Raw genomic sequence first — 16,495 nt, 5'->3', positions numbered from 1 at the left:
GTCAATTAAATGGTCAAGTTTTGCAGTTTATTTAGTGGAAGCAGTGGAAATGCGCTTTTTATTGGTACGGAAAAAACAAAACTTCTTATAGATGCCGGCTTGAGCGGTAAGAAAATACTTGAGGCACTGTGTTCCATTGGTGAAAAACCGGAGGAACTAAGTGCTATATTAATTTCACATGAACACGTTGACCATGTTCGGGGTGCGGGGATTCTTTCAAGGAAAGCGGATATTCCCATATATGCAAATGAGTCTACCTGGTGTGCCATGGAAACCGGTCTTGGGCCCGTAAAGCTTGAAAACAAAGTAGCATTCAGTACCGGTGAAGAGTTTGAAATCGGCGATATATGTGTAAGGCCATTTTCGATTCCTCATGATGCAGCGGAACCCGTAGGTTTTAACTTTTTTGCGGAGGGCAAAAGGATTACAACGGCAACAGATATAGGACATATGAGTGATGAACTTTTGGACTATATAGTAGGAAATGACCTGGTTTTACTGGAATCTAATCATGATATAGAGATGCTAAAGGTGGGTCCTTACCCATGGCCATTGAAAAAAAGAATTCTGGGAGATCACGGACACTTGTCAAATGAGAACGCTGCGAAGGTAATTGCATATCTTGCGGAAAAAGGCTGCACCCGATTTATTTTGGGGCATTTAAGCAGTGAAAACAATTTCCCGGAGCTTGCCTACCAGACAACATACAATGCACTTAACGAAAAGAAAATAGCGGTAGGAAGTGACGTTGAGCTTGCAGTTGCTTTAAGGGACAGGGTAGGACATATTAATATAATATAATTAAGAATGAAAAAGGGGGGAAATCAGTAATTACTGGTTTTCCTTTATTTTTGCCGTTAAAATTAGGAGACAAGAAAATGAAAATTACAATAGCAGCTGTAGGAAAGCTGAAAGAAAAGTATTTGAAAGAAGCAATATCTGAGTATTCGAAAAGATTATCCCGCTTTACGGAAGTCGAATTTATAGAAGTAGATGATGAATACGCACCGGACTCCCTCAGTGAGGCACAGGAAAGTCAAGTTAAGCTGAAGGAAGCGGAGAAGATACTCAAGAGAGTTAAACAGGGAAGTTACGTTATATTATTGGATTTGGCGGGAGAGCAGATAACTTCTTTGGGATTTTCCGCTAAGCTTGAAAATATAATGCTTTCTGGAAATTCACATATAACATTCATTATAGGAGGCTCTCTCGGCTTAGATCAAAATCTTATAAATACTGCTGATTACAGGCTTTGTCTATCAAAAATGACCTTTCCGCACCAGCTGGCCAGAGTTATACTTATGGAGCAGGTGTACAGGGCTTTTAAGATAATTAAGAATGAGACATATCACAAATGAGGTTCATATGTGAATAGTACAGGTAATAGGTAAAATCAGGAATTAGAATTATAACTTCTGTAAACAAGAGATGATTTTAATAATGTGAAATATACTCACACTTATTTTAAGTAACTACATAGCAAATATAAATCTATACTGTTATAATATGTATACATAAGCCACAGCAGAATAAGATTTACATCACAGCACAAATGGTATGTACATTATTGTCAAGTAAGGGGTAAAAAATGTCACTAAACTACGTACAAGATATGACGGAAGGAAATGAAGTCAAACTTCTTATTAAGTTCTCAATACCAATGCTTATCGGTAATATTTTTCAACAATTTTACAATTTAATTGATTCGGTAATTGTAGGAAAGTACATAGGTGCCAACTCACTTGCGGCAGTAGGGGCTACAGCTTCTCTGAACTTTCTGACATTTTCAATTTGTTTGGGGTTGTCAATTGGAATAGGAATAATCATATCACAGTATTTCGGGGCAAAAAAAGAAGAAGATGTAAAGAGTGCTATAGCAAATGCAGTATATGTAATAGCAGTATCAGGTATAATCATGAGTTTAATAACCTGTCTGCTAGCCCGACCAATATTACAGGTGATGCGAACACCTCATGAAATTATAGACGATTCGGTGAAGTTTCTGAGAATAACAGCCGGAGGTATGATTGCAGTAGCGGCGTATAACGCCATAGCCGGGATATTGAGGGCGTTAGGGGATTCAAGGACACCCTTGTTATTTTTAATTCTATCATGCGGGGTTAATGTAGGGCTGGACTTGTTGTTTGTTCTGAAATTCAGGTTTGGCGTAGCGGGGACAGCTTGTGCTACTGTTATTTCTCAGGCAATTGCTGCTTTGGGTTGTATTATATTTGCTTTTATGACGAATCCTTATTTTAAATTAAAAAAAGAACATCTGAAAATAAGCTGGCCTATTATAAAAAAATGTTTTAAAATCGGAATTCCAGTTGCATTGCAAAATTCAATGATTGCAATTTCATTGGTAGCATTGCAGAGTGTTGTAAATGGCTTTGGAAGAGTTGCAGTTGCTGCATATACGGCTACTAGCAGAGTAGAACAGCTTATAGGACAGCCGTATAACTCTTTGGGAGCAGCCATGGCCACGTTTGCAGGACAAAATATGGGTGCAGGCAAGCTGGAGCGGGTAAGAAAGGGATATCATAAAAGTATCATAATAGTTGCGGTGTTCAGCCTAGCGGCACTGTTGGCAGCCCAATTCGGAGGTCATATTATTATGGGCATATTTGTTAAAGAAACGGCTGTAATAGACCTTGGAGCGAGAGCAATAAAAATTACAAGCTGTATGTATTTTGCACTGGGTATGATATACATTACAAGAGGTGTTTTAAACGGTGCCGGAGATGCGTTTTATGCCATGATATACGGCGTTGTGGAAGTTGCATGTAGAATTGGATTCTCAATGGGGTTTGCATTGATTCCCGCAATTGGAGTGTGGAGTGTGTGGACCACAACAGGGCTGACATGGGCTATATCAGCAATTGCAAGTATAATAAGATACAGGCAGGGTAAATGGGAACATAAATCGTTAGTAGTGGCTGAGACTGTAAAGCGAGGGGTATAGTACATTTATCTAACTGGCATCGATTAAAGCGGTGCCAGTTTTACTGTTTTCTATACATTTTTTGCGGTAAATCTGGTTTAATATAGTAAAACAGTAAATAAATTTACTTATATGTATAAATTTATATATTATAAAAGGAATTTACAGTACAATGTCGAATAATTCCTGTGCTTTTCATGTCCGGTGGACAGAGTATTGGCTAGGGAATTGCTTCTTGGTTAAGCGAACAAAATCTGTTAGTCCCCGGAGCAAATCACTATATTATATAAAATTTCGGGGGTGTGTCTTATGAAATTAGCTAGAAATTTTTATTTTCAAGGAGTTAATGCAGAAACTAAGCATATCAGGAAGGAATCAATCTTAGAAATATTCCTTTTTGTGGTGTTCTTAATATTTCTGTATTTAACACGGTATTCCCACCACTTATTGTTTCATACTTCAGCGGAGTTGTTTGTGTGTGCAATATCTTTTGCATTGTTTTTTATTTCACTTAATACCAGCAGCATGATTAAAAACGACTTTATAGTATTTTTAGGTATCGGTTATTTTTTTGTGGGCATTATAGACATGTTTCATATATTTATATATTCCGGAGTTTCGATAATATTTATAACCGGGGATCAGAGCAGAGTTGTGCAATTCTGGATGTCCGGAAGGTATATGACGGTAATTACACTACTTGGCTCGACCTTGCTTCTATACAAAAACTTAAAGAAATTCAGAAAATATATTTTATTTCTTTCATACTTTTTAGTTAGCTGTACGATCATAGTATTAATACTATATTTTAACGTGTTTCCAGAATGTTACATAATCGGTCGTGGACTTACACGATTTAAAATCATTAGTGAATTATTAATTACAATAATAATTTTAATTGTAGCAATATTATACTTCAGAAAGAGAAAAAACATTGATTTTAAACTTTTCTTTAATATGGAGTGTCACTTGATTCTTATGGCATTCTCCGAACTCATGTTTACAGACTTTTTCAATCCCTCCGACTGGACAAATGTCTGGTCTCATATCGTCCGGGTATTCTCTTATTTCTTTCTTTATAAAGCAATAATCGAGACAGGGCTAAAACGGCCTTACAGCATATTGTTTAATAGAATAAATATTATTGATAATCAATTAAAACAGGAAGAGCAGCAGCGAATGATGATAGAAGATATGCTTGTCAAAAATGAACGTTGCTACGAGCTTATAATAAATAACTCAAGCGATGCCATAATTGTAACCAGTGAAGGTAAGCTGATTTTTGCAAACGACAGGGCAGAAAAAATATTTGGAGCCTATAACCCCGGTGAGCTAATTGGAATGGAGCTAATGAGTTTTGTTCATCCGGAAGACAGAACACTTGTAAGGAAACACATGGAGACGTCTTTTTTGGGACAGACCTCCCCTGTACAATATGAGTATAAAATAATGTCACACAAGGGGCGTGTAATTGACCTTGAATCAACAAGCGACCTATTGGTATATCAGGGCAAACTGTCAAATATAAGTATACTCAAGGACATTAGCTCAAGAAAACAAATTAGTAAGCTTAAAAACGATATAAGAGACAATGAGAGGGTATTAAATGAGACGAAAGAATATAATAAGTTGCTGACAGAGTTTTTCTCTAATATTTCACATGAACTTAAAACTCCGTTAAACGTTATACTCGGTGCAATACAGATTTTAAACTTACCCCACGATTTCGAGCTGCCGTACACCTATGAAGAAAATCTGAATAAATATCATAAAGTGATGAAGCAGAATTGTTATAGACTTCTAAGACTTGTAAACAATCTAATTGACCTTTCAAAATTCGATTCTGGATTTTTAAAGTTAAGCCTGTGCAATCAGAATATAGTAAGTGTAGTTGAAGAGATTACACTTTCCGTTGCGGACTATGTTGAGAACCGAGGTCTTAGTATTACATTTGATACTGATTGCGAAGAAAAAATAATTGCAGTAGATGCTGATAAAATAGAAAGAATTATTCTTAACCTCCTCTCAAACTCCATAAAGTTTACTGATAAGGGTGGGAGTATTTTAATCAGCATGGGCGACAGAGGTGACCGGATTTCCATATCTGTCAGGGATACAGGGATAGGTATACCCGAGGATAAGCTGGAAACTATTTTTGAAAGATTTGGCCAGGTCGATAAAACACTAACAAGAAACAGAGAAGGAAGTGGTATAGGGCTTTCTCTTGTTAAAACTCTTGTGGAGTTGCATGGAGGTATTATTAAAATAAGTAGTATAGAGGGTCAGGGAAGTGAAGTATACATGGAGCTTCCGGTAACGGTAATCGATGATGAGTCTATTTCTGCCAACAGAGCTATTATAAGAAGATCAAACGTCGAAAACATAAATGTCGAGTTTTCGGACATATATTCTTAAAAGTTGAGTAAATACAAAACCCTTTCTTTAGAGAGGTTCGCCTCTTTTAGTAACATTTGCGCAGATTCTTGTAAGATACTGAATTTTGTGTACTTAGTATATTCCATCGCCATATCTGTATCTCTTATTCTTGATTCTGCGGAAGTGAGATTTATACTGCTGTTTAACACATTGCTTGCAATATGTTCCAAGGCATTATTATAAGCACCAAACTTTGAGCGTTGGGACGATATGGTGCTCATGGCTTTGTCAATTTTAGAGACGGCAGCTTGTGCATTGTACTGGTTTGTTACATCAATACCGTTTAATCCTAAATTTGCAGGTTTGGAATTGGGTAATTCTATTTTAAAGGTATCTCCCATATCTGGCCCTACCTGTAAAGTTACAGGAGCGCTGGATGATGACGGCGGAGTAGTCTTTAACTCATGGTAAATAAAATCAGCAGTCCACCCCTTCTCTACCCACGTGGTTCCACTGCAGACTCCACTGCCGTCAGGCCCCCCTGCGTGGTATGTAAAATTGGTGGCTGTACTGTGTTTTATAACAAGAACGTCAACTCCATATCGGGTAAGGCTGATATTATTATCAATCAGAAACCTCTTTTGTGCTGTTTTTATCGGGTCACCGCTTGTATCATTTTTTAAATCCTCCACTGTCCTTAACATATTCTCTATAGTTGAATCAGTATCTTCACCTAAAGGACTATATATAAAATTTGGATTTAAGGGAGGGTTTTCAAATGTAAACATTGCATTGTAGGGGGAATTTAAATTAGTAGGGAAATTAACAATTCCAACAGCCAAATATTGAGACAGATTTCTTGTATAGTCAAATACAACTGCCGCAAGGCGTAAATTAGGATCGCTGAGAGTTGTTTCTACTTCAACAAATTCTTCTGTACCGGGAGTGTTCGTAACATTTGAGCCGTCAAGAAGTTTAATCGAGTTGAATTTGGTGTTGTTGGAAATATTTTCTACTCCGAGGTAAAGTTGTGTTATTTCTTCTTGAACAGATTGACGGTCAGAATAGCTTAATACCCCGTTTGAAGCTTGTATGGCAATTTCTTCCATCCTTGTAAGGGTATTCCCTATCGAGGACAAGGCTCCGTCTACTGTTTGAATCAATGAAATCCCGTCCTGTATATTTCTTTGAGCCTGGTCCAGTCCCCTGATTTTAGAACGCATTTTCTCAGATATGGCTAAGCCTGGGGAATCATCACTTGCACTGTTAATTCTCAGACCTGAGACCAATTTTTTTACCGACTTTGACTTTTCAATATTTAGACTATTGTAAGTGTTGTATGTATTAAGGGAACATGTACTGTGAGGAATTACCATATAATTACTCTTTTCATGTAATATTTTGTAATATTTTAAGTGTAACAAACAACCGTATTAGCGTCAATATAATTATAACCAAAAGAATAATGGCAATAAAACAAGGAAACTATAGACTAGAAACATATTTACAACGGAGGATAGACATGTCTTCAGAAACTCATACTATGAGTGTTTACAGTGAAATAGGAAAATTGAAATCTGTACTCCTTCACTGCCCTGGTGAAGAGGTAGAAAATATCGTTCCTGATTATCTGAGAAGGCTCCTTTTTGACGAAATAGTATATCTGGAGCAAGCACGCAGAGAGCATAACCAGTTTGCAGACTTACTCAGAAATGAGGGCGTGGAAGTTATATATCTTACGGATCTAATGGCAGATATATTGCAAAATCCGGATATTCGAAGAGAATTTCTAAAAGAGCTTATGATAGAAGGCAAGGCTGTTACAGAAGGTCTTCAGGAGGCAATATTGGAATATCTTGATGATTTATCCCCAAAAGAACTCATAAATAAATGTATAGCGGGGATAAGACAGGAAGATCTGCAACATATAAAACCAAAAGAATTAGGTGATATGATTAAGAATGCCTATCCGTTTTACCTTGATCCGATACCAAATTTATATTTTCAACGAGATCCCTTTGCATCAATCGGAAGAGGTATTTCTCTCAATGTAATGGCTAATGAAACTCGTAACAGAGAAACACTTTTTGCAAAGTACATTTTCAACTACCATCCCGGCTTTAAAAATGTACCCAGATGGTATAACAGAGATAAGACACACCCCATTGAGGGAGGCGACATACTTGTTCTGTCGGAAAAGGTTGTAGCTATAGGAATAAGTGACAGAACAAGTCCGGTAGCAGTTGAAAGAGTGGCAAATAATCTCCTTAGTTCAAACGAGCCAATCGATACAGTGCTGGCATTCGATATCCCAAAAACAAGAGCTTTTATGCATTTGGACACTGTATTTACAATGGTTGATTACGACCAGTTCACCATATATCCCGGGATAGAAGATCCTCTTGATGTGTACAGCATAACAAGGGGAGAAAAAAATCAATTGAAAATAAAATACGAGCACAAGGATTTATCTGATGTATTAAAGGAATATTTAAAGCTACCGGCGGTAAATCTTATAAGATGTGGAGATGGCGACCCTATTGCCGCCAGCCGTGAGCAATGGAGTGACGGTAGTAATACTTTGGCAGTATCTCCGGGCAAGGTTGTATGCTATAACCGAAACATCGTTACCAACAATGCTTTAAGAAAAAACCGTATTGAGGTACTGGAGTTTGATTCCTATGAATTATCCAGGGGCCGGGGAGGGCCAAGGTGTATGAGTATGCCTTTGTTCCGGGAATCTATATAGGTAAACTAAAAAAATAACAGAGGTGATTTGTGTGAGTTTAAAAGGATACTATCTCTTACCTCATCCCCCCATTGTATTACCGGAGGTGGGAAGAGGCGAAGAACAAAAAATCAAAAGAACATCTGAAAGTATGGATGCTATTGGTAAGGATATTGCAAAAAAGGCACCGGATACAATTATTATAGTAACTCCACACGGTATAATGTTTCAGGATGCAATTGTCCTGAGCTGTGAAAACGAGATGTCCGGCAGCATGAAAAAATTCGGTGTGCCCGATGTATCCCTGAAGCTGCCGGTTCAGAAGAAGCTAACGCAGAAGATATATGATTTGGCGCAAACCGAAGGAATACCGGCTTTACTTGCAACAAATCAACTTATGAAAAAATATAATACATCTGTGGCTATAGACCATGGTACATTAGTTCCCCTTTACTTTGTAAGCAAACATTATAATAACTATAAGCTTGTACACATAACCTATGCACCTCTTGGCGACATAGAATTGTACAGGCTGGGGATTATAATAAATAAAGCAGTTGAAGAATTGAATGAAAATGCAGTCTTTATTGCCAGTGGGGATTTATCACACAGGCTTAGTGAAGAAGGGCCATACGGGTATCATCCTTCCGGAGAGAAGTTTGACAAGGAATTCCTTGAGGCATTGCAAGAAGGGGATGTAAAAAGGGTTTTCTGTATGGACAAAAATGTTATCTGCAATGCGGAGGAATGTGGAAGACGTTCGGCAGCAGTGATGCTTGGAGCTTTGGAAGGTAAAAAGTTTAAAGGAGAGTTGCTTAGCTACGAGGGAACATTTGGTGTAGGCTATGGTATTATGAAATTTAATACACTGTCCGAAGATACTTCCAGATTATTTGACCTTGAAACAATACGTAAGGAGGCATACGAGAATAAAATCCAAAATTCCGACCCATATGTAAGGCTTGCCAGAGAGAGCCTCACAACATACCTTAAAACAGGCAATGAATTGAATAGTTTACCTGAGTATGTTACTGAAGAAATGAAAAAGGAAAAGAGGGGCGTTTTCGTATCTCTCAAAAAGAACGGTGAACTTAGAGGCTGCATAGGAACAATTTTTCCTGTAACCGAGAGTATTGCTTTGGAGATTCTGCATAATGCAATAGAGGCAGGTACCAATGATCCCAGATTTTACGAGGTGGATTTTCAAGAGATTATGGATATCGATTTTTCAGTGGATGTATTAACGGCACCTGAACCTGCACAAAAGGATGAACTGAATCCGGCAGAATATGGAGTTATCGTGAGAAGTAAAGGTAAAACAGGCCTTTTGCTTCCTGATTTGGAGGGAATAGATACCGTTGAAGAACAACTGTCCATTGCGCTTGATAAGGCAGACATAAGGCCTGATGAGGACTATTCAATTCAGAAATTCAAAGTAATACGGCATAGAGAAGAATAATAGGGTAAAAGGCATATTAAATGGTTTAGTAAACATCTGAAAACTCTATGTTTACTTTCTCGTTTAAAGTTAGAACCGTAGGCACATTTTTGCTTGCACTTTTCGGCACAAGGCATACGGGCAGTGTGATTGTAAAAGTGCTACCCTTGTTGGGCTCGCTCTCAAGGGTTATAGTACCCTTGTGCAGTTCTACCAGATACTTTGTAATAGTCAATCCCATTCCACTTCCCTCATGTTGACGGGTAAGAGACTTATCCACTTGAATAAACCGATCAAAAATCAATGGTTGATTTTCCAAGGAAATACCGATTCCGTTATCCTTTACTGATATTTTCACATTATCTGTAGCGTCTGCAATACTTACATAAATCTCTCTTCCGCTGTTATTAAACTTTACCGCATTAGAGATTAAATTAAGAAGAATTCTCTGTATTTGGTCAGGGTCGCAAGCTAGAAACTTTTCTTCCACGTCCGTATCAAATATCAGGGTAATACCCTTATCTTTAATATGAGATGCTACTGACAGGACAGTCTCCTCTACAATATCAACAATATTGTTGTTGGATAGGTTCAATTCCAAAGACCCTGCATCAATCTTGGTAATATCTATAATATTATTAATAATTCTCGTAAGCCTGAAACAATTCTGGTTCATTATGTGAAAATGCTTGTGCATCATTACTGTGTCCAGCACACCGTGGTTCTGGCTTATTTTAAGAGCTGAAAGTTTAAGGCTGCTAACCATAAGATTTAAAGGTGTTCTAAGCTCATGAGAAACATTACACAGAAAATCAGTTTTGAGCTTGTCCAACTCTTTTAGCTTATCATTTGCCTGATTGGCAACCCTTGTAACAGCAGCTTCCTCTGCGACTTTCTCCGCAAGACTGAGTACATTACTCATATCCTGCAAGACATATGCAGTTCCGATTATGGTCTTATCATCGGAATAAATCTGGGATATAGACATATTGACAGGTATTGTGTGATTCTCCTTGGTTAAGATTTTATAGCCTGATACCTTTACGCTTGATTTATCCGAGGATATCTTAGGTGAAAACAAAGTACAGATATCTTTTTCCAAAAGCTCAGAATAACAATATCCGGAGAGCTCTTTAAGACTATCATTGACCTCCACTATTTTACCCTTTGTATCAGTAATAATAACCATATCAGGCAATTTTGATATAATCTGTTTGGCCGAAATTGAAGCCGATGTCATGGTCAGGCTTTGTTTGGCAAATATAATATTTAAAGCAATGGAGTATATAATAACAGCAGTATGTACAAGAGTCGGTGATATGTTTCTATTGAAAAAAGGCATTATAATATTCGTAACAATTCCAATGCTTAAAGGAATTATTTGAAGAAGAGCGTGTGTAATAACCGACTTCAGCTCAGTTGATTTCAAATTTACATACAAAAGTATCCCGATAAACAGGAAGCAAGGTAAAAACCATGGGTCGGGTGTTTTAAAGGAGTACAACCAAATCCCGCTACTTTTGTAGACAGAAATATAACTTAAGTCGTCAAAAAGGAACAGTATCGCTATAGGAATGCACAACGAAAATATGACGGGTACAGTCAATTTTGTTTTCTGCGGCCCGTCATTAAGTATTGATACAATGTTAATTGACAAAATATTATATGTACAAAACCCTATAGCACCTACCTTATACCACATAAGAGCTGCTTCTTTGTCAGGAGAACTCGAAAAAAATACAAAAGACAAAGACCAAAGTATTAGTACAATATTTAAAAGTAAATAAAATCGTCGCTTGCTATTATTACGCTTTATGATAAAGACACAGGAGGTAGTAACTGCGTAAGTTAACAAAATTATAAGTGATATTATCGGCACTAAAACCGAATAAGACAAATAACACATATATATGACCTCTCTCTACACCATAATATTATACTGTTATGTAAAAATAAGTCAAATACTATTATACACCAAAATTCGAGCTTTTTAACGGTAAATCACGGTATTATTATGTCTATTTCAAGTATTTATTTCCAAATAATATATCATATTGGATTAAACGGTAATCCTTAATAAGTGGGTTGTTATTGTCAACCGTATTTATAGTTTGCTGATGGAGAACAGGGAAGCTTTTCTCCAACTCAGGCAGTATATTAAAATAATTAGGATAGTTAACACCGGCATCCTGCAAAATTTTGTACGCTATATGAGATGGTGAAACAATTTCAGAGAAGGAATCGATCTCTTTAAAGTTTGACCACGCAGCAAATGGAGTTGTGTAGTATTTAAGCTTTTCTAAATTTTGATTTTGGGCTGACCTGTCATTAGTCCCCAACAGATCATATACCTTGTAAAAATCATTCAGACTTCCTAATCTGGGGGCATGATCTCCAAAGAAATATACCAAGGTCGGCTTTTTAGTCTTTTTCAACTCTTGTATAAGTTTTCCAAGAGACTGGTCAGCGTCATAGATACCCTGAGCATAATTACCTACGATATTCTTCTGTTGGTCGTCCAGTTTATCTGATTCTACAGTTACATCATGAGAACTGTATTTATCAATATAGGGGTCATGATTCTGCATTGAAACTCCAAAAATAAATGCAGGCTTATCAGAGGAATTCAAAGTATCCATAATTTTGTCAACTAAGGCATAGTCCGAAATATACGGTCCTTTGCACTGAGAACTGAGGCTGAATTTATCAACATCGTAGAAATTATCAAATCCGAAATAATTATACACTTTATCTCGGTTATAAAACCAACCATAATTTGGGTGGATAGCAGTTGTACTGTAGCCGTTGTCTTTTAAAACAGATGCAATACTTGGAGTTGCTGTCCTGAGATATGCATTGTAAACAATAATACCGGGGCTCAAAGAAGATATTGACATTCCTGTGAGTGCTTCAAATTCACTGTTTGCAGTTCCCCCACCGATAATAGGCGCTGCTATCTGCCCCTTTTGGTATTTATGTGTATTTTCTACGATATCCTTGCTGAATTTTAAATCATTCAACTTGGTTATATCCCAAAAGCTTTCACTCATAATCATGATAACGTTAGGTTTTTCTTTTGAAACAGCGGCGGAGGCAGCTACACTATCGCCTGTTTTGCCGTATTTCGTATTAATCTCAGCCATTGTATTTTCGTTGTATCCTTGAGGCTTAGGATTAAGGTACTTATCAAGCTCTGTAAGGTAAAAATAGTTCTGAGCAAACATTCCGTTAGCCATTATTTCATCTTTACCTATATACCATGACTTCTGTATTCCCAGCTGTATTGACAAAGGTGTATTTGTAAGAATTACGGAGTTCAGCAGAAAAAATACCGCAGCAAAAGGAAGCAGGAATAAAGAAGTTCTAGGTTTCAGATATCTGCCTATAGCCTTTCTGAAATGTATCACAAGATATACCAGAATTCCAATTGCGGCAACAACAGCAATTATAATAGGTATACTGAGGTATTCTCTTGATATACCGATTAAATTACGAATCAGGTATAAATCCCATGGGTAGAAAGGTTCATCGAAATAAGTGAACTTAATATAGTTAGCAACTGTAAGAAAAATTGTTACTATTCCAATAATAATTTTGGGAATACCTTTACCTAACAATGCTGTCAAGCACAGATAAATGCCGCATAAAACCAATATATTAAACATCAGATTAGGGTCAAGTACATCCTTGATTGTTTCCGTTAGATTCTGCCTTATGGAAAGCTCGCAGATAAAGGTTGCAATACCGGAAACGGCAAAGAAAGATATTAGGCTTACTACCGGTTTTATGAAATCTGAAAGATCAAAAGCGCTATTACCCTTTGAGAACTTTGATATAAGCATACGGAAAATCATATTTGCAGATATAGCAAACCATATAGAAAAAAGTGTTATAAATGGCAAGTAAACAGCTGTTAATGCGCCCGATTTGACAATATTTATCAAAAGTACACTGTCAATAATTGAACGACCAAGAGCTTTAAATAGAAAAACTGCCAACCCAAAAGCAGATATTGCCAAGTTCAAAAGAGCAAATGCCCATATTTTTTTTGACTTGATAATATTTTTACCATTTATCAAAGAGCCAAATACATATGCGGGATAAAGAGCTATAACAAATATAGGCACACTGAAGTCAAACATGGATACAGCATACACGGAAATAAACGAAAGCAAGAAAGTTATAGAGAACAATAATTTAAAACGCTGAAGCTTTGGGGTAATAATACTCCATAAAAGATATGAAAGGAACAGCATATTTAAAAGATATATTCTGTGAGTTAGTGATATTGTTAAAACAATCAAATTTGCGCCAAAAAGGATAATAAATGTAAGTCTGTTAATATTAAATTTAATAGAAGGCATATAGAAAACTACGGTTGAAGCCAGTAGAACTAAAGCCAATTGAACAAAACCGTTACCGTTATAAAATATATCTACAGCACTTATTACTGCAACCAAAAAAAAGAAGATTAAATTATTTCTAATATTTTTCATATTTACCCAGCTTCCTGTTATTATTTAAGTCAGAACAAAGCAAAATAGCTTTTTCTGTGTAATATAATACCCGCAGCCGTATCTTCATGTTTATCGTATTACTAAAGAAACAGGTAAACCTGAAAACTACTTACCTGCAAAGTATTATTGTACAGATTCGCTGACTTTAAAACACGAAAACGATTATATCAAAGTAAACCTAAATATTAAAGTGGCTAAAAGTAGAAAAACTTAAATGTAACAAAAAATTTATAATTAAGAGCCTACCCATATATAATGGGACAGGCTCTCATTTTTACAGTATCCTATGCTAATTCTAGTGAAATTTCCATCATGTTAGTAAAAGATGTCTGACGTTCTTCCGCTGAGGTTGCCTCATGTGAAACAAGAGAGTCAGATACGGTCAATATGCATATGGCATTTGCTCCGGCTCGAGCAGCATTCATGTATAATGCAGCAGCTTCCATTTCTATTGCCAGAACACCCATTCTGGCCCACCTTTTCCAAACATCAGGCTCATCATCATAAAATATATCAGAGGATAAAATATTTCCTACTTTCACCGGGATTGCTTTATTCTCTGCAATATCCAAAGCCTTTTTCATTAAGGTCCAGGATGCAGTGGGAGCATAAGTTCCTGGTAAGTTATATTGAGAAGCATAATTGGATGTAGTAGATGCCGACATTCCTATAATAATATCTCTGATTTTTACATCCTCTTGAATAGCTCCACAGGAGCCTATTCTAATAATGTTCTTAACTCCATAAAAGTTTAACAATTCATATGAGTATATTCCGATTGAGGGCATACCCATTCCCGATCCCATAACAGAGATTTTTTTGCCTTTATAAGTACCGGTATATCCGAACATATTTCTAACGGAGTTAAATTGAACCGGGTTTTCCAAATAGGTTTCGGCTATAAATTTGGCACGAAGAGGATCTCCCGGCATTAATACTGTTTCAGCGATAATACCCTGCTCGCTTACATTGATATGTGGTGTAGGAATCATAATTCACTCTCCTAAATTTAATATCTTACATTAAAAAACTTGTAATACATATAAATTATACAATTTTCCAATCAAAAAAACAGTAAAAATATAACAAATGAAATCAATATAAAAATTATTGACATTTTAAATTGATAAGTTTATAATAATTCATGCATGAGGGAGCTTAGCTCAGCTGGGAGAGCATCTGCCTTACAAGCAGAGGGTCATAGGTTCGAGCCCTATAGTTCCCACCAAAAGCAATTATCATTTTATGATAATTGCTTTTTTAGTGTAAAAAAAACTTCCTACTTGTCCTTCTCTCATTATCCCAATTTGAAGCTTCTATATTAAAATTCATAGGGTCTCCTTTGCAGGAAAAATTTTTGAATATTAAAACGATTGACATTGATTTTTTGATGTTTAATGGACAAATTTTCTTATCAAAAAGTGTTGACACATAAGTTTTACCCTGTTATACTATCATAGTGTCAAGGGCAGAAACAACTGCTTTGATACAGAAAAGATGCTGGTGTAGCTCAGCAGGTAGAGCAGCTGACTTGTAATCAGCAGGTCGGGGGTTCGATTCCGTCCGCCAGCTCCAAACCCTTCAAAATAACATTTTGAAGGGTTTTTTCATATCTGCAGGAAAGCTGGTTTACAAGAAGCCTGAACACCCATAATTCTAAGCACCTTAGCTAAACACCCTTTGGCAAACTCCTAAAATATATGTGGTTGCCGTCTGGATCGCAAAAGTGCATATTTTTTGCTCCCCATGGCTGTAATTGTGGAGTATCAATAATATGTATTCCTAAATTCAATAATCTTTTATATTCTTCATCTACATCATCAACAGTAAAAGCTAAGCTTATATTTTCATTTTGGCTATTCTTTGCTTTTCCGTTATTGTAAACACTCAAGGTAGTACCTTCTGTAATTATAAATTGATGTACTTCGTCTCTACAATCCGAAGAAATACCTAAGATATTTCTGTAGAAATCAGCAATTTTAATAACGTCATTTGTTTCTATGCAAACTTCTCCCAAATTCATTTTTCATCTTCCTTTACGTATATTTAAATTACACAGTATAGCTTGAATAATTATAACATTGAATGAATTAAATTAATATACATTAAATGCTGTATACATAATAACATGGAGATTTGAAATACAAATTAGCAAACCCGTAAGTGCAACACTCGGAACAATTATATATTTAGTGTATTTATCAAATATTATGTCTATCATTTTAAAATTTCTAAACAATAAAAGGACTAAATGACGATTATAAACATTTTTTGACTTTCACATTACGTAAACTACTCACAGAAAAGTTGTGTAAGCCGCAGTATTTAAAGATATGAAGGCAATATGAATTAAAACTCACATAATGGCAATAATTACGTAAGGGTGAATTATATTTCCTCAGGGCAAAAGTGCAAACCGGTCAGGTTAATATACCTACATAGCTGGGCTGAGACTATTTTCCATGTTAGTAAATTTTAATAACATTGACATGTAT

11 protein-coding genes and 2 tRNA genes are annotated in these 16,495 nt (G+C 36.3%); 8 read left to right on the top strand and 5 right to left on the bottom strand.

The genetic code is table 11. The annotated features are described in order from the left end of the window. Positions 1 to 9 precede the first annotated feature (9 nt). The 4 genes from L323_RS36555 to L323_RS36540 all read left to right on the top strand — a co-directional run bounded on the left by L323_RS36555 (position 10) and on the right by L323_RS36540 (position 5,356). A complete protein-coding gene (locus L323_RS36555; protein WP_020816644.1) occupies positions 10 to 801 on the top strand; it encodes an MBL fold metallo-hydrolase in 792 nt (263 codons plus the stop codon). A gap of 77 nt (positions 802 to 878) precedes the next feature. Beyond that, positions 879 to 1,358, top strand: coding sequence for a 23S rRNA (pseudouridine(1915)-N(3))-methyltransferase RlmH (gene rlmH, locus L323_RS36550; RefSeq protein ID WP_020816643.1), 480 nt, complete (start codon positions 879 to 881; stop codon positions 1,356 to 1,358). 230 nt (positions 1,359 to 1,588) lie between these two features. Continuing rightward, a complete protein-coding gene (locus L323_RS36545) occupies positions 1,589 to 2,962 on the top strand; it encodes an MATE family efflux transporter (protein WP_020816642.1) in 1,374 nt (457 codons plus the stop codon). A 288-nt stretch (positions 2,963 to 3,250) separates the two neighbouring features. Continuing rightward, positions 3,251 to 5,356, top strand: coding sequence for a sensor histidine kinase (locus tag L323_RS36540; protein WP_020816641.1), 2,106 nt, complete (start codon positions 3,251 to 3,253; stop codon positions 5,354 to 5,356). Here L323_RS36540 and L323_RS36535 read toward each other — a convergent pair. Next, positions 5,353 to 6,693: a flagellin gene (locus tag L323_RS36535; RefSeq protein WP_020816640.1), complete on the bottom strand. Its 1,341-nt coding sequence runs from the start codon at positions 6,691 to 6,693 to the stop codon at positions 5,353 to 5,355. The two genes, L323_RS36540 and L323_RS36535, sit on opposite strands and share 4 nt — an antisense overlap. Positions 6,694 to 6,839: 146 nt before the next feature. Between L323_RS36535 and arcA the strand changes: the two genes are divergently transcribed. Together arcA and amrA are read left to right on the top strand one after the other, a co-directional pair. Next, positions 6,840 to 8,066 (top strand): arginine deiminase, encoded by a 1,227-nt coding sequence (gene arcA, locus L323_RS0121090; RefSeq protein WP_031342385.1) that lies wholly within the window; start codon positions 6,840 to 6,842, stop codon positions 8,064 to 8,066. A gap of 31 nt (positions 8,067 to 8,097) precedes the next feature. Continuing rightward, positions 8,098 to 9,504 carry an AmmeMemoRadiSam system protein A gene (gene amrA / locus L323_RS36530; protein ID WP_020816639.1) on the top strand — a complete coding sequence of 469 codons (1,407 nt, stop codon included), beginning with the start codon at positions 8,098 to 8,100 and terminating at the stop codon, positions 9,502 to 9,504. Between the two features lie 25 nt (positions 9,505 to 9,529). Here amrA and L323_RS36525 read toward each other — a convergent pair whose 3' ends face one another. The 3 genes from L323_RS36525 to deoD form a co-directional block, all read right to left on the bottom strand. Continuing rightward, positions 9,530 to 11,185, bottom strand: coding sequence for a PAS domain-containing sensor histidine kinase (locus tag L323_RS36525; protein ID WP_242835319.1), 1,656 nt, complete (start codon positions 11,183 to 11,185; stop codon positions 9,530 to 9,532). Positions 11,186 to 11,501: 316 nt separating this feature from the next. Further along, a complete protein-coding gene (locus L323_RS36520) occupies positions 11,502 to 13,979 on the bottom strand; it encodes an LTA synthase family protein (RefSeq protein ID WP_020816637.1) in 2,478 nt (825 codons plus the stop codon). A gap of 305 nt (positions 13,980 to 14,284) precedes the next feature. After that, on the bottom strand, positions 14,285 to 14,992 hold the full coding sequence (gene deoD / locus L323_RS36515; RefSeq protein WP_020816636.1) for a purine-nucleoside phosphorylase: 708 nt from the start codon (positions 14,990 to 14,992) through the stop codon (positions 14,285 to 14,287). 160 nt (positions 14,993 to 15,152) lie between these two features. Between deoD and L323_RS36510 the strand changes: the two genes are divergently transcribed. Both L323_RS36510 and L323_RS36505 read left to right on the top strand, forming a co-directional pair. Then, a tRNA-Val gene (locus L323_RS36510) sits at positions 15,153 to 15,228 on the top strand. 271 nt (positions 15,229 to 15,499) lie between these two features. Then, positions 15,500 to 15,575 (top strand) — tRNA-Thr (locus L323_RS36505). Positions 15,576 to 15,669: 94 nt separating this feature from the next. Here the strand turns inward: L323_RS36505 and L323_RS36500 are convergent. Further along, entirely contained in the window at positions 15,670 to 16,023 is a 354-nt protein-coding gene (locus L323_RS36500) for a VOC family protein (protein WP_020816635.1), read from the bottom strand. Positions 16,024 to 16,495 lie beyond the last annotated feature (472 nt).

Origin of the sequence: Ruminiclostridium papyrosolvens C7, from assembly GCF_000421965.1 — a bacterium.
Classification (GTDB): domain Bacteria; phylum Bacillota; class Clostridia; order Acetivibrionales; family DSM-1351; genus Ruminiclostridium; species Ruminiclostridium papyrosolvens_A.
The sequence above is the reverse complement of the archived record's forward strand: the minus strand, read 5'-3'. Positions and strand labels throughout refer to the sequence as shown.

What these genes read in the sequence shown, in the direction of transcription:
- L323_RS36555 (WP_020816644.1), top strand. Translation starts at nt 10, where the DNA reads ATGGTCAAGTTTTGCAGTTTATTTAGTGGAAGCAGTGGAAATGCGCTT.
- L323_RS36545 (WP_020816642.1), top strand. Translation starts at nt 1,589, where the DNA reads ATGTCACTAAACTACGTACAAGATATGACGGAAGGAAATGAAGTCAAA.
- rlmH (WP_020816643.1), top strand. Translation starts at nt 879, where the DNA reads ATGAAAATTACAATAGCAGCTGTAGGAAAGCTGAAAGAAAAGTATTTG.
- deoD (WP_020816636.1), bottom strand. Translation starts at nt 14,992, where the DNA reads ATGATTCCTACACCACATATCAATGTAAGCGAGCAGGGTATTATCGCT.
- L323_RS36500 (WP_020816635.1), bottom strand. Translation starts at nt 16,023, where the DNA reads ATGAATTTGGGAGAAGTTTGCATAGAAACAAATGACGTTATTAAAATT.
- arcA (WP_031342385.1), top strand. Translation starts at nt 6,840, where the DNA reads ATGTCTTCAGAAACTCATACTATGAGTGTTTACAGTGAAATAGGAAAA.
- L323_RS36520 (WP_020816637.1), bottom strand. Translation starts at nt 13,979, where the DNA reads ATGAAAAATATTAGAAATAATTTAATCTTCTTTTTTTTGGTTGCAGTA.
- L323_RS36535 (WP_020816640.1), bottom strand. Translation starts at nt 6,693, where the DNA reads ATGGTAATTCCTCACAGTACATGTTCCCTTAATACATACAACACTTAC.
- L323_RS36540 (WP_020816641.1), top strand. Translation starts at nt 3,251, where the DNA reads ATGAAATTAGCTAGAAATTTTTATTTTCAAGGAGTTAATGCAGAAACT.
- L323_RS36525 (WP_242835319.1), bottom strand. Translation starts at nt 11,185, where the DNA reads ATGTGGTATAAGGTAGGTGCTATAGGGTTTTGTACATATAATATTTTG.